Annotated in this window: 13 protein-coding genes and 2 tRNA genes; 3 read left to right on the top strand and 12 right to left on the bottom strand. The window is 69.2% G+C overall.

Annotated features, from left to right (window positions below; translation table 11 throughout):
* Positions 1-21: 21 nt before the first annotated feature.
* From ACE3Q2_RS05045 to thrS, 9 genes are all read right to left on the bottom strand, one after another.
* Positions 22-98: transfer RNA gene (locus ACE3Q2_RS05045), tRNA-Pro, on the bottom strand.
* Positions 99-144: 46 nt separating this feature from the next.
* Entirely contained in the window at positions 145-501 is a 357-nt protein-coding gene (locus ACE3Q2_RS05040; protein WP_034210355.1) for a MerR family transcriptional regulator, read from the bottom strand.
* Positions 482-781 carry an integration host factor subunit alpha gene (locus tag ACE3Q2_RS05035; RefSeq protein WP_034222882.1) on the bottom strand — a complete coding sequence of 100 codons (300 nt, stop codon included), beginning with the start codon at positions 779-781 and terminating at the stop codon, positions 482-484. Before ACE3Q2_RS05035 ends, ACE3Q2_RS05040 begins: the two co-directional genes overlap by 20 nt.
* A 34-nt stretch (positions 782-815) precedes the next feature.
* Positions 816-3185, bottom strand: a complete 2370-nt coding sequence (gene pheT, locus ACE3Q2_RS05030) for a phenylalanine--tRNA ligase subunit beta (protein WP_374473233.1) — start codon at positions 3183-3185, stop codon at positions 816-818.
* Between the two features lie 16 nt (positions 3186-3201).
* Positions 3202-4197: a phenylalanine--tRNA ligase subunit alpha gene (pheS, locus tag ACE3Q2_RS05025; protein ID WP_374473231.1), complete on the bottom strand. Its 996-nt coding sequence runs from the start codon at positions 4195-4197 to the stop codon at positions 3202-3204.
* Between the two features lie 103 nt (positions 4198-4300).
* Positions 4301-4660 carry a 50S ribosomal protein L20 gene (gene rplT / locus ACE3Q2_RS05020; protein WP_231697289.1) on the bottom strand — a complete coding sequence of 120 codons (360 nt, stop codon included), beginning with the start codon at positions 4658-4660 and terminating at the stop codon, positions 4301-4303.
* Between the two features lie 12 nt (positions 4661-4672).
* Positions 4673-4876, bottom strand: coding sequence for a 50S ribosomal protein L35 (gene rpmI, locus ACE3Q2_RS05015; RefSeq protein WP_026816738.1), 204 nt, complete (start codon positions 4874-4876; stop codon positions 4673-4675).
* Between the two features lie 230 nt (positions 4877-5106).
* Positions 5107-5634, bottom strand: a complete 528-nt coding sequence (infC, locus tag ACE3Q2_RS05010) for a translation initiation factor IF-3 (protein ID WP_374473286.1) — start codon at positions 5632-5634, stop codon at positions 5107-5109.
* Positions 5635-5671: 37 nt separating this feature from the next.
* Entirely contained in the window at positions 5672-7579 is a 1908-nt protein-coding gene (thrS, locus tag ACE3Q2_RS05005) for a threonine--tRNA ligase (RefSeq protein ID WP_231697291.1), read from the bottom strand.
* Between the two features lie 242 nt (positions 7580-7821).
* On the opposite strand from thrS, the gene ACE3Q2_RS05000 reads away from it, so the two are divergent.
* Both ACE3Q2_RS05000 and ACE3Q2_RS04995 read left to right on the top strand, forming a co-directional pair.
* Complete coding sequence (locus ACE3Q2_RS05000) at positions 7822-8757, top strand: aminotransferase class IV (RefSeq protein ID WP_374473227.1); 936 nt, start codon at positions 7822-7824, stop codon at positions 8755-8757.
* Positions 8754-9485: an HAD family hydrolase gene (locus ACE3Q2_RS04995; RefSeq protein ID WP_231697293.1), complete on the top strand. Its 732-nt coding sequence runs from the start codon at positions 8754-8756 to the stop codon at positions 9483-9485. The genes ACE3Q2_RS05000 and ACE3Q2_RS04995 overlap by 4 nt, the downstream gene beginning before the upstream one ends.
* A 76-nt stretch (positions 9486-9561) precedes the next feature.
* On the opposite strand, the gene ACE3Q2_RS04990 is transcribed toward ACE3Q2_RS04995, so the two are convergent.
* The 3 genes from ACE3Q2_RS04990 to uvrB form a co-directional block, all read right to left on the bottom strand.
* Positions 9562-9636, bottom strand: a tRNA-Val gene (locus ACE3Q2_RS04990).
* Between the two features lie 47 nt (positions 9637-9683).
* A complete protein-coding gene (locus ACE3Q2_RS04985; RefSeq protein WP_231697294.1) occupies positions 9684-9944 on the bottom strand; it encodes a hypothetical protein in 261 nt (86 codons plus the stop codon).
* A gap of 131 nt (positions 9945-10075) precedes the next feature.
* Complete coding sequence (gene uvrB / locus ACE3Q2_RS04980) at positions 10076-12085, bottom strand: excinuclease ABC subunit UvrB (RefSeq protein WP_374473224.1); 2010 nt, start codon at positions 12083-12085, stop codon at positions 10076-10078.
* A 150-nt stretch (positions 12086-12235) separates the two neighbouring features.
* On the opposite strand from uvrB, the gene ACE3Q2_RS04975 reads away from it, so the two are divergent.
* On the top strand, positions 12236-12778 hold the full coding sequence (locus tag ACE3Q2_RS04975; protein WP_374473222.1) for a GspH/FimT family pseudopilin: 543 nt from the start codon (positions 12236-12238) through the stop codon (positions 12776-12778).
* The last annotated feature ends 13 nt before the right edge of the window (positions 12779-12791 follow it).

Below are 12791 nucleotides of genomic sequence, written 5' to 3'. Positions count from 1 at the left end.
AACGGGCCAGGCTTCACGAATTGGTCGGGACGGTGAGATTCGAACTCACGACCCCTAGCACCCCATGCTAGTGCGCTACCAGGCTGCGCTACGCCCCGATTCGTGTCCCGGCCGGGGGCCGGGCTGCGAAGTATACGCGAAACCTCAGCGGCGGAGGAGCTGCAGGACTTCTTCCAGCTCCATGCGCACCTGCTTGACGATCTGGGCCGACATGCTCGTCTCGACCCGGCCGGCCTCGCCTTCCAGGCGCTGGCGCGCACCGGAGATGGTGTAGCCCTGCTCGTACAGCAGGCCGCGGATCTGGCGGATCATCAGCACGTCGTGGCGCTGGTAGTAGCGGCGGTTGCCGCGCCGCTTCACCGGCTTGAGGCTGGTGAACTCGGTTTCCCAGTAGCGCAGCACGTGCGGCTTGACGTCGCAGAGCTCGCTCACCTCACCGATGGTGAAGTAGCGCTTGGCCGGGATCGGCGGGAGTTCCCGGTTACTGCCTGGATCCAGCATAGGCTTCCACTCGCTCCTTCAGCTTCTGTCCCGGACGGAAGGTCACCACGGTGCGGGCGGAGATGGGAATCTCCTCCCCGGTCTTGGGGTTCCGGCCCGGACGCTGGTTCTTCTGGCGCAGGTCGAAGTTGCCGAAGCCCGACAGCTTGACCTGCTGCCCACGCTCCAGCGCCTCCCGCAGCGCATCGAAGAAGGAGTCCACGAATTCCTTGGCCTCGCGCTTGTTCAAGCCAACTTCCTCGAACAGGCGCTCGGCCATCTCGGCCTTGGTCAGTGCCATAACATCCCCTGTAACCCGCCGTTGCCGGCGGCCATCATGACCGCAACCGCGCGCCGCAGTCCCTGGCCAGCGCCTCGAGGGCGGTGGCGACGGCCTGGTCGGCGTCGCGGTCAGTTAGGGTGCGTGAAACGTCCTGCAGAATCAAGCCCATAGCCAGACTCTTTGAGCCGCTCTCTAGGCCCGGCCCGACGTAGCGGTCGAACAGCACCACCTCGCGCAGCAGGCCGCCCAGGGCCGCCTGCAGGCTGGCTTCCAGGCCCGCCCAGGGGGTGGTTTCCGGGACGACGAGCGCGATGTCCCGGCGGACGGACGGGAAGCGGGACAACTCGCCGGCCCGGGGCACGTCGCGGGTGGCCAGCGGGGCCAGGTCGAGCTCGAAGCCCACCACCTCGCCGTCCAGGTCCAGGGCCTTCGCCAGGCGCGGGTGCAGGTGGCCGACCCAGCCGATGCGCTGGCCGTCGCGCCAGACCGAGGCGCTGCGGCCGGGGTGGCCCCAGGGGCTGCCGTCCGGGCGGAATTCGGCGCGGGCGCCGGCCAGGGCCAGCAGGCCCTCGACCTCGGCCTTGAGGTCGAAGAAGTCCACCTCGCGGTCGTCCAGCGCCCACTGCTCGGCCGACTGCGGGCCGCAGGCCACGGCGGCGATGCGCGGGGTCTCGCGCGGCGCGCCGTCGGCCAGGTGGAACACCTTGCCCAGCTCGAACAGGCGCACGCGCGGCTGCTGGCGCGCGCGGTTGCGGCCCAGGGCCGCGACCAGGCCGGGCAGCAGCGCCGTGCGCATCACGCCGAGCTCGGCGGTGAGCGGGTTGGCCAGGGCCACGGCGCCGGCGTCGAGCTGCCAGGTGGCGAGCGTGGCGGCGTCGAGGAAGGCGTAGTTGATGGCCTCGACGAAATCGCGGCCGGTCATCTGCCGGCGCAGCACGGCGTCGGCCACGCGGGTCTCGCTCGGAGCCACCAGCCGCACCTCGCCGGTGGGCGTGGTGGTCGGGATGGTCTCGTAGCCGTGGATGCGGGCGATTTCCTCGACCAGGTCCTCTTCGATGGCGATGTCGAAGCGGCGGCTCGGCGGCAGCACCGACCAGCCGTCGGCGGTGGCGCTGACCTGCATGCCCAGCGCGCGCAGGATGCGCTCGACCTCGGCGTCGGCCACGGCCACGCCCAGCACGCGCTTCAGGCGCGCGCGGCGCAGGGCCACGGGCTTGGGCTGGGGCAGGAATTCCGGCAGCACGGCCTCGGTGATGGCACCGGCCTGGCCGCCCATGATCTCCAGCACCAGCGCGGTGGCGCGCTCGAGCGCCAGGCGCGGCAGTTCCGGGTCCACGCCGCGCTCGAAGCGGTGCGAGGCGTCGGTGTGCAGGCCCAGCTTGCGGGCGCGGCCGATGATGGCGTCGGGCGCGAAGTGCGCGCTCTCGAGGAAGACGCGGGTGGTGGCGTCGGTGACGCGGGTGTCGAAGCCACCCATCACGCCGGCCAGCGCCACCGGGCGGTCGCCGTCGGTGATGGCCAGGAAACCTTCATCGAGCGGAACCTCGCGCTCGTCGAGCAGGTTCAGCGTTTCGCCCTTGCGGGCGCGGCGCACGCCCACCGGGCCGGCCAGGGTGGCGGCGTCGAAGGCATGCATGGGCTGGCCCAGTTCGAGCATCACGTAGTTGGTGATGTCCACCAGCGGGCTGATCGGGCGCAGGCCGGCGCGCTTGAGGCGCTCGGTCATCCACAGCGGCGAGGCCGCCTTCGCGTCCACGCCCTCGACGACGCGGCCGCAATAGCGCGGGCAGTCGGCGCCGGCGCCCAGCACCACGTCGAACGCGGCGGGGCTGGTGACGACGGCTTCGGGAATGGCCATCGGACTGACCTGGGCGCCCATGGCGGCGGCCACGTCGAAGGCGATGCCGCGCACGCTGAAGCAGTCGGCGCGATTCGGGGTGAGCTTGAGCTCGAAACTGGCGTCGGGCAGGCCCAGGAACGCGGCGATGGGTTCGCCTACCGGCGCATTCGCCGGCAGCTCGAGCAGGCCGGAGGCGTCGGCGTCGATGCCCAGCTCCTTGGCCGAACACAGCATGCCCTGCGAATCCACGCCGCGCAGCTTGGCGGCCTTGATGGCGATGCCACCGGGCAGCGTCGCGCCCACGGTGGCCAGCGGCGCCTTCAGGCCCGGGCGCGCGTTCGGCGCGCCGCAGACGATCTGCACGGTGCCGGCGCCGGTGGCGACCTGGCACACCTGCAGGCGGTCGGCCTCGGGGTGTTTTTCGCAGGAAAGGATCTCGGCCACGAGCACGCCGCCCAGGCCTTCGCCCAGCACCTGCAGGTCCTCGACCTCCAGGCCGATGGCGGTGAGGCGCGCGGACAGCTCCTCGCGGGGGGCGGCGGTGGCGACGTGTTCGCGCAGCCAGCTTTCGGGGAATTTCATTTCTGCCCTCCTTGGCTCAGGCGAACTGCCGCAGGAAGCGGCCGTCGTTCTCGAAGAAGCTGCGCAGGTCGTTCACGCCGTAGCGCAGCATGGCGAAGCGCTCGACGCCCAGGCCGAAGGCGAAGCCGGTGTACTTCTCCGGGTCGATGCCGCAGGCGCGCAGCACGTTCGGGTGCACCATGCCGCAGCCCAGCACCTCGAGCCAGCGCGTGCTGCCGTCCGGCTGCTGCCAGGCGATGTCAACTTCGGCCGAGGGCTCGGTGAAGGGGAAGTAGCTGGGGCGGAAGCGCATCTCGAAGTCGCGCTCGAAGAAGGCGCGCACGAATTCGGCCAGCGTGCCCTTGAGGTCGGCGAAGCTGGAGGTCTCGTCCACCAGCAGGCCTTCGACCTGGTGGAACATGGGCGTGTGGGTCTGGTCGCTGTCGCTGCGGTAGACTTTGCCGGCGGCGATCATGCGCAGCGGCGGCTTGTTCCCCTGCATGAAGCGCACCTGCACGCCCGAGGTGTGGGTGCGCAGCAGGCGGCCGTCCGGGCAGTAGAAGGTGTCGTGCATGGCGCGCGCCGGATGGTGCGGCGGGAAGTTCAGCGCCTCGAAGTTGTGGAAGTCGTCCTCGATCTCCGGGCCGTCGGCCAGCTGGTAGCCCAGGCGCGCGAAGATGTCGGTGATGCGCTCGAGCGTGCGCGACACCGGGTGCAGGTTGCCCACGGCAGCGCCGCAGCCCGGCAGGGTCACGTCGATTCGCTCGCTGGCCAGGCGCTGCGCCAGCGCGGCTTCCTCCAGCGCCGACTTGCGCGTGGCGATGGCCGCCGACAGCGCGTCCTTGGCGCGGTTCACCGCTTCGCCGGCCAGCTTGCGCTGCTCCGGGGCCAGGGCGCCGAGCTGCTTGAGCTGGCCGGTGATGGTGCCGCTCTTGCCGAGCAGCGAGACGCGCAGGGCGTCCAGCGATTCGAGGCTGGCGGCGGCTTCGACCTCGGCCAGGGCCGAGCGGGTCAGGGATTCGATGTCGGACATTCTCGGCTCGTCTTCCGGGTCCAGAAAACAAAATGGGGAAGGACTCTCGCCCTTCCCCACTTCGGTCTTGCCTGCGTGCGGCGAACCGCCGCAGGCAGTGGCCTTACGCCGCGAGAGCGCGCTTGGCCTGCTCGGCGATCGCGCCGAAGGCGGCGGGATCGTGGATGGCGATGTCAGCCAGGGACTTGCGGTCCATGGTGATGTTCGCCTTCAGCAGGCCATTCATGAAGCGGCTGTAGCTCAGGCCGTGCATGCGGGCCGCGGCGTTGATGCGCACGATCCACAGGCTGCGGAACTGGCGCTTCTTCTGCTTGCGGCCGATGTACGCGTACTGCTGGGCCTTGGTGACGGCCTGCTTGGCAACGCGGAAAACCTTGCGGCGGGCGTTGTAGTAGCCCTTCGCGAGCTTGATGATCTTCTTGTGACGGCGGCGCGCCGTGACACCACGCTTGACTCGTGCCATTTCTTATTCTCCTCAGAGGTACGGCAGCATGCGGTCCAGACGGCCCGCGTCCTCGGCACGAACGTGGTTCGTCTGCCGGAGGTTGCGCTTCCGCTTGGTCGCCTTCTTGGTGAGGATGTGGCTACGGTTCGCGTGGCCAGCCTTGTACTTGCCGGAAGCGGTCTTCCGGAAGCGCTTGGCCGCCGCCCGATTGGTCTTGATCTTGATCTTGGCCATGGGAGTCCCTTTGGGATTTATTGGTTACTGGCCTGGGCGGTGGCGGATGCCACGCTTTCCTTCCTGCCCGTGCCGGCTTGTAAGCCATTGATTCCCAAGGGAACCAATGGCAGGTCCATGACGACTTCGCCCGATGGACTGGGCCCGGATGCCGCACCGGGAGCCCGCCGGAAACCCGGCGAGCCGCGAATTATGCAACAAAACCAAGGCTTTGGGTAGGACCCGCCCGGTTACTTCTTCTTGGGCGCGACCATCATGATCATCTGGCGACCCTCGAGGCGGGGACGCTGCTCGATGATCACCTCGTCGCCCAGGTCGGCCTCGATGCGCTTGGCCATCTCGAGGCCCAGCTCCTGGTGGGCCATCTCGCGGCCCTTGAAGCGGATGTTGACCTTGACCTTGTCGCCCTCCTCCAGGAACCGGCGGAGGTTGCGCAGCTTGATGTTGTAGTCGCCGTCGTCGGTGGTCGGGCGGAACTTGAGTTCCTTGATCTCGACGATCTTCTGCTTCTTCTTGGCGGCGTTCGCCTTCTTCTGCAGGTCGAACTTGTACTTGCCGTAATCCATGATGCGGCAGACCGGCGGATCCGCGGTGGGCTGGATCTCCACCAGGTCGACGCCGGATTCTTCGGCGAGCGCAAGCGCTTCGTCGCGGGACAGGACGCCGATCATCTCGCCGTCCAGGCCGATCACGCGCACGCGCGGGACCCGGATCTCGAGGTTCTTGCGGTTGCCCTTGTCGGAAGATGAAGTATTGATTCGCGTGTTCCTTGTTCGTGGTTTGAACCGGCCGCCCTCAGGCGACCGGGCCGTTCTCTTCGCGCAGCCTGGCCAGGAAGTCGTCGACCGAAAGGGTCCCGAGGTCCTCGCCTGACCGCGTGCGCACCGCAATCATCCCATTTTCCTTCTCGCGGTCGCCAACGACCAGCAGGTAGGGGACTTTTTGCAGGGTGTGTTCGCGAATCTTATAGCCGATCTTCTCGTTCCGCAAATCGGACTGGACCCGGAAGCCTTGATTCACAAGGGTTTTCCGGACCGACTCGGCCCAGTCGGCCTGGGCGTCGGTGATGTTCATCACCACCGCCTGGACCGGGGCCAGCCAGGCCGGGAAGGCGCCGGCGTGGTTCTCGACCAGGATGCCGATGAAGCGCTCCATGGAGCCGACGATGGCGCGGTGCAGCATGACCGGGTGCCGCTTGGTCGAGCTCTCGTCCACGTACTCGGCGCCCAGGCGGCCCGGCATCATGAAGTCCACCTGCATGGTGCCAAGCTGCCAGGTGCGGCCGATGGCGTCCTTGAGGTGGTATTCGATCTTCGGGCCGTAGAAGGCGCCCTCGCCCGGCAGCTCCTCCCAGGCCACGCCGCAGGCCGACAGGGCGGCGCGCAGGGCGTGCTCGGCCTTGTCCCAGGTGGCGTCGTCGCCCAGGCGGTTGTCCGGGCGCAGGGCGATCTTGATCTGAACGTCGCTGAAGCCGAAGTCGGCGTAGACCCGCAGGGCTTGGCGGTGGAAGGCGGTGACCTCGGACTCGATCTGGTCCTCGGTGCAGAACACGTGGCCGTCGTCCTGGGTGAAGCCGCGCACGCGCAGGATGCCGTGCAGCGCGCCCGAAGGCTCGTTGCGATGGCAGGCGCCGAACTCGCCGTAGCGGATCGGCAGGTCGCGGTAGCTGTGCAGGCCCTGGTTGAACACCTGCACGTGGCCCGGGCAGTTCATCGGCTTGAGCGCGTAGGTGCGCTTCTCCGACTCGGTGAAGAACATGTTTTCCTTGTAGTTGTCCCAGTGGCCGGACTTCTTCCACAGGGAAACGTCGAGGATCTGCGGGCAGCGCACTTCCTGGTAGCCCGAGGCGCGGTAGACGCGGCGCATGTACTGCTCCACCACCTGCCACAGCTGCCAGCCCTTCGGGTGCCAGAACACCAGGCCCGGGGCCTCTTCCTGGATGTGGAACAGGTCGAGCTGCCTGGCGATCTTGCGGTGGTCGCGCTTCTCGGCCTCCTCGAGCTGGGTGAGGTAGGCCTTGAGGTCCTTGTCGTTGAGCCAGGCGGTGCCGTAGATGCGGCTGAGCATCTGGTTGTTGCTGTCGCCGCGCCAGTAGGCGCCGGCCACCTTCATCAGCTTGAACGCGCGCAGCTTGTCGGTGCCCGGCACGTGCGGGCCGCGGCACAGGTCGGTGAACTCGCCCTGGGTGTACAGCGACAGGTCTTCGTTGGCCGGGATCGATTCGATGATCTCGGCCTTGTAGTGCTCGCCCAGGCCCTTGAAGAAGGCCACGGCCTCGTCGCGGCTCTTGACGCTGCGGGTGACCGGCAGCGCTTCCTTGACGATCTTCTGCATCTCCGCCTCGATCGCCGGCAGGTCTTCCGGCGTGAACGGGCGCTCGTAGGCGAAGTCGTAGTAGAAGCCGTTGTCGATCACCGGGCCGATGGTGACCTGCGCGCCGGGGAACAGGCGCTGCACGGCCTGGGCCAGCAGGTGGGCGGTGGAGTGGCGCAGCACGTCCAGCGCGTCCGGGTGCTTGTCGGTGACGATCTCGAGCGAGGCGTCGTTCTCGATGCGGAAGCTGGCGTCCACCAGCCTGCCGTCCACCTTGCCGCCGAGCGCGGCCTTGGCCAGGCCGGCGCCGATGGAGGCGGCCACCTCGGCGACGGTGACGGGATGTTCGAACGGGCGGCGGCTGCCGTCGGGGAGCGTGATGTTGATCATTTCGGGTCTTGGGCTGGAGGTCGCGGGCAAGAAAAAAGGGCGCCAGGCGCCCTCGCGGATGCGAAGCCTGGCAGGTCGTCTACTGGGTGCTGGTAGTGCTCATGTCGCACGCTCGACGCCGGTTTCCCGGAGCCACCTTGTCTCAGCCGTTGACGGCTCCAAAGGTAGGCCCCGGGGGCCTGAAAGTCAATGAAAACAGGCCTTTCCGGGCTAGACTCGGGGCTTTCCAGGGAGACCCGCGCATGGCCCAGAGCATCCACGACTTCCACGACGACCCCCGCAACGCCGCCATCCGGGTCTGGATCAACGGCCGGCTGGTGCCCCGGGCCGAGGCCACGGTGTCGGTGTTCGACAGCGGCTTCGTGCTGGGCGACGGCGTCTGGGAGGGGCTGCGGGTGGTGGGCGGCCAACCGGTGTTCCTGGACGCGCACCTCGACCGGCTGTTCGAGGGCGCGAAGGCCATCGCGCTCGACATCGGCCTCGACCGCCGCGGCCTGGAGCGCGCCATCCGCGAGACCCTCGCCGCCAACGACATGCACGACGGCGTGCACCTGCGCCTGATGGTGACCCGCGGCGTGAAGCGCACGCCCTACCAGGACCCGCGCGTCACCATCGGCCCGGCCACGGTGGTGATCATCCCCGAGCACAAAACCCCCAAGCCCGAAACCCTCTCCACCGGCCTGAAGCTGTTCACCGTGCACGTGCGCCGCGGCTTCCCGGACGTGCAGGACCCCAAGCTCAACAGCCACAGCAAGCTCAACTGCATCACCGCCTGCATCCAGGCCACCGCCGCCGGCGCCGACGAGGCGCTCATGCTCGACCCGCACGGCTTCGTGGCCACCTGCAACTCCACCCACTTCTTCATCGTGCGCAAGGGCGAGGTGTGGACCTCGACCGGCGACTACTGCCTGGGTGGCATCACCCGCGCCAACGTGCTGCACGTGTGCCGCGAGGCCGGCATCCCGGCCCGCGAAAAGAACTTCAGCCTTACCGAGGTCTATTCGGCCGAGGAGGCCTTCTGCACCGGCACCTTCGCCGGCGTGGTGCCGGTGCGCGAGATCGACGGCCGCACCCTTGGCGACGGCCGGCCGGGGCCGATGGTGGCGCGCCTGCAGGGGCTTTACCGCGAGCTGGTGCAGCGCGACGTGCTGGTGCGCGCCGGGGAGAAGCTGGCGTGAGCCCGCTGCGGATCGCCATGTGGAGCGGCCCGCGCAACATTTCCACGGCGATGATGCGGGCCTGGGAGAACCGCCCGGACTGCGCGGTGAGCGACGAGCCGCTGTACGCCGCCTACCTGGCCATGACCGGCGCCGACCATCCCGGCCGCGACGAGGTGATCGCCGCCGGCGAGACCGACTGGCGCAAGGTGGCCGACGCCCTGCTCGGGCCGGTGCCCGGCGGGCGGCCGGTCTGGTACCAGAAGCACATGAGCCACCACCTGCTGCCGGGCATGGACCGCGGCTGGATCCACGGCCTGCACAACGTCTTCCTGGTGCGCGACCCGGCCGAAGTGGTGGCCTCCTACCTGCGCTCGCGCGCCACGGTGGAGCCGGCCGACATCGGGCTGCTGCAGCAGGGCGAGCTGTTCGACGAACTCGCCGAGGCCAGCGGCCGCGCGCCCACCGTGATCGACGCCGGCGATTTCCTGGCCGCGCCGGAGGCGCACCTGCGCGCCCTGTGCGCCGAGCTCGGCCTGGCCTTCACCGAGCGGATGCTGCACTGGCCCGCCGGCCCGCGCGACAGCGACGGCGTGTGGGCGCCGCACTGGTACGAGGCGGTCTGGCGTTCGACGGGGTTCGAGGCGCCGGCCCCGAAGGCCGTGGCGCTGGATGCGCGGGGCCAGGCCGTGGCGGAGGCCTGCCGGCCGGTCTACGAGCGGCTGCGCGCCCACCGGATGCGGCCCTGAGGGCCGGAAAAAACAGAAGCCGCCCGGAGGCGGCTTCGAAGGCTGTTCCGATGCGTGCCATCCCGGTTCGAAGGGATGGTGGGCGGTACAGGTTTCGAACCTGTGACCCCTACCATGTCAAGGTAGTGCTCTACCGCTGAGCTAACCGCCCGCAAGGGCCGCGAAGTATAACAAGCGACCCGCGGGAGGACAACGGCGTCAGCGGCCCAGGCCGTGGCGGCGGGCGCATTCGACCTTGCGGTCGGCCACGGCGCGCTGGTCGGCGTGGCCGGTGGCGGCGTGGCTGAGCTCGCAGGCCTTGGCCTTGGCGCGGGCCAGCAGGCCCGGCGCGGGCGCCTCGAATACGGGCCCTGGCTCGATGCCGCCCGGCGCGGACGCGCCGTGGCTGGCGCCGGCCAACAGGCCCAGCGACATGGCGAACAGGCTGGCAAGCAGCCCCCTGAAACCCAAGGTCCCCATGGGTTCGACTCCAGCACGCGGGCCGGCCTCTGCGGACGCTCCGGTCCGGGCGGGTCACCGTCCGGGGCGGATCCCCTACCCGCCCCCGAGGTTCTTTCTACCCCCCTGCCGGAAGTAATGCAACGGCCCGGTCAGGCCATCAGCCCCTGGGTGCGCAGGCGGTGGATTTCGTCGCGCACGCGGGCCGCCTCCTCGAATTCCAGGTCGCGGGCGTGCTGGTGCATCTTCGCCTCCAACTGCTTGAGGCGGGCGGCGAGCTGGGCCGGGTCGAGCAGGGCGTAGTCGGCGCCCTGGTCGGCCACCTTGCGGCCGCGGCCGCGCACGTCCTCGGGCTCGCTGCGGGCGCCTTCCATCACGTCCATCACCGCGCGCACCACCGACTTGGGGGTGATGCCGTGGGCCAGGTTGTACTCGACCTGCTTCTGGCGGCGGCGGTCGGTTTCGTCGATCGCGGCCTTCATGGAGTTGGTGACGCGGTCGGCGTAGAGGATGGCCTTGCCGCGCAGGTTGCGGGCGGCGCGGCCGATGGTCTGGATCAGCGAACCGGTGGAGCGCAGGAAGCCTTCCTTGTCGGCGTCGAGGATGGCCACCAGCGACACCTCGGGCATGTCCAGGCCCTCGCGCAGCAGGTTGATGCCCACCAGCACGTCGAATACGCCCAGGCGCAGGTCGCGGATGATCTCGACGCGCTCCACCGTGTCCACGTCGCTGTGCAGGTAGCGCACCTTCACGTCGTGCTCGGCCAGGTAGTCGGTGAGGTTCTCGGCCATCTTCTTGGTGAGCGTGGTGATCAGCACGCGGTCGCCCTGCTTCACCCGCACGTGGATCTCGGACAGCACGTCGTCCACCTGGGTGGCGACCGGGCGGATCTCCACCTCCGGGTCGATCAGGCCGGTCGGGCGCACCACCAGCTCGATGACCTGGTCGCCCGACTTCTCCAGCTCGTACTTGCCGGGCGTGGCGGACACGAAGATGGCGCGCGGCGAGCGGCGCTCCCACTCCTCGAACTTCAGCGGGCGGTTGTCCAGCGCCGAGGGCAGGCGGAAGCCGAACTCCACCAGGGTTTCCTTGCGCGAGCGGTCGCCCTTGTACATGGCGCCGATCTGCGGGATGGTCACGTGCGACTCGTCCACCACCAGCAGCGCGTCCGGCGGCAGGTAGTCGAACAGGCAGGGCGGCGGCTCGCCCGGCATCTGCCCGGTCAGGTGCCGGCTGTAGTTCTCGATGCCCGAGCAGAAGCCCACCTCGGCCATCATCTCGATGTCGTACATGGTGCGCTGCTGCAGGCGCTGGGCCTCGAGCAGCTTGTTGGCCTTGTACAGCACCTCCATGCGCTCGGTGAACTCGGCCTTGATGGTCTCGATGGCCTCGAGCACGGTGCGGCGGGTGGTGACGTAGTGCGACTTCGGGTACAGCGTGTAGCGCGGCAGCTTGCGGGTGACGTGGCCGGTGAGCGGGTCGAACAGCGACAGATTCTCGATCTCGCCGTCGAAGAGCTCGATGCGCAGGGCCTCGATCTCGGATTCGGCCGGGTGCACGTCCACCACCTCGCCGCGCACGCGGAAGGCGCCGCGCACCAGTTCGGTCTCGTTGCGGCTGTACTGCATCTCGGTGAGGCGGCGGATCAGCTCGCGCTGGTCGATGCGGTCGCCCTTCACCAGGTGCAGAACCATGCGGAAATACTCGTTCGGGTCGCCCAGGCCGTAGATGGCCGAGACGCTGGCCACGACGATGGCGTCGCGGCGCTCGAGCAGGGCCTTGGTGGCCGACAGGCGCATCTGCTCGATGTGTTCGTTGATGTTGCTGTCCTTCTCGATGAAGGTGTCCGTGCTCGGGATGTAGGCCTCGGGCTGGTAGTAGTCGTAGTAGCTGACGAAATACTCGACGGCGTTGTTCGGGAAGAAGGACTTGAACTCGCCGTAAAGCTGGGCGGCCAGGGTCTTGTTCGGCGCCAGCACCAGGGTGGGCTTCTGCACCGCCTCGACGACGTTGGCGATGGTGTAGGTCTTGCCCGAGCCGGTGACGCCCAGCAGGGTCTGGTGCGCCAGGCCCGCCTCGAACCCGTCCACCAGGCGGCGGATGGCCTGCGGCTGGTCGCCGGCGGGCTGGTAGGGGGCGACGAGCTGGAAGCGGTCGGACACGGGGGACGTCCTCGCGGGGGCAAACGAGCAGTATAGCGGCGCGCCGACGGGCGCCCGGGCGTGCTGCCTACATGGGGACGCGGGGACCTCCGGTTCAAGCGGCGACGGGTGGCGGCGACACTGACGGCCGGCTTCCCGGGGGTGGCGCGCATGGCCAGGCGGCACAAGGGTTTCACGCTGGTGGAACTGGTGGTGACGGTGCTGGTGCTGGCCATCGCCCTGGCGGTGGCCCTGCCGGCGTTCGGGGCCCTGCGCGAGCGCTTCGCAGCCATGAACACCTTCCACGCACTCACCACGGCACTGATGACGGCGCGCATGGCCGCCATCACCCACGGGCGCCCCGTCACCCTCTGCCCGAGCGCCGATGGGCTCACCTGCCGCCTCGACCTGCGCTGGGACCAGGGCTGGATCGTGTACCGGGATCCGGGCCGGACGCCCCAGCCCGCCGACGCCGGCGCCATCCTGTGGGTGGAACTGCGCGCGCCGGGCCCCGTGGCGGTGCGCAGCTCGGTGGGCCGGCACCGGGTGCGCTACCAGCCCAGCGGGTTCTCCGGCGGCAACAACCTGAGCCTGCGCGCCTGCAGCCTGCGCGGCGCGCGCCTGCTGGGCGCGGTGGTGGTCAACGTGGGCGGCCGCGCCCGCGTGGAATGGGCCCGGGAAGGCCAAAACACGCCCTGCCCCTATGCTCCGTGAGCCACGAGGGCTT

Source organism: Arenimonas sp. (assembly GCF_041913985.1).
GTDB lineage: Bacteria > Pseudomonadota > Gammaproteobacteria > Xanthomonadales > Xanthomonadaceae > Arenimonas.
Note: the sequence above shows the minus strand (reverse complement) of the source record. Positions and strands in the feature narration are given on the sequence as shown.

Coding starts and splice junctions, on each gene's coding strand:
- ACE3Q2_RS05040 (WP_034210355.1), bottom strand. CDS start 501: ATGCTGGATCCAGGCAGTAACCGGGAACTCCCGCCGATCCCGGCCAAG.
- ACE3Q2_RS05035 (WP_034222882.1), bottom strand. CDS start 781: ATGGCACTGACCAAGGCCGAGATGGCCGAGCGCCTGTTCGAGGAAGTT.
- pheT (WP_374473233.1), bottom strand. CDS start 3,185: ATGAAATTCCCCGAAAGCTGGCTGCGCGAACACGTCGCCACCGCCGCC.
- pheS (WP_374473231.1), bottom strand. CDS start 4,197: ATGTCCGACATCGAATCCCTGACCCGCTCGGCCCTGGCCGAGGTCGAA.
- rplT (WP_231697289.1), bottom strand. CDS start 4,660: ATGGCACGAGTCAAGCGTGGTGTCACGGCGCGCCGCCGTCACAAGAAG.
- rpmI (WP_026816738.1), bottom strand. CDS start 4,876: ATGGCCAAGATCAAGATCAAGACCAATCGGGCGGCGGCCAAGCGCTTC.
- thrS (WP_231697291.1), bottom strand. CDS start 7,579: ATGATCAACATCACGCTCCCCGACGGCAGCCGCCGCCCGTTCGAACAT.
- ACE3Q2_RS05000 (WP_374473227.1), top strand. CDS start 7,822: ATGGCCCAGAGCATCCACGACTTCCACGACGACCCCCGCAACGCCGCC.
- ACE3Q2_RS04985 (WP_231697294.1), bottom strand. CDS start 9,944: ATGGGGACCTTGGGTTTCAGGGGGCTGCTTGCCAGCCTGTTCGCCATG.
- ACE3Q2_RS04975 (WP_374473222.1), top strand. CDS start 12,236: ATGGCCAGGCGGCACAAGGGTTTCACGCTGGTGGAACTGGTGGTGACG.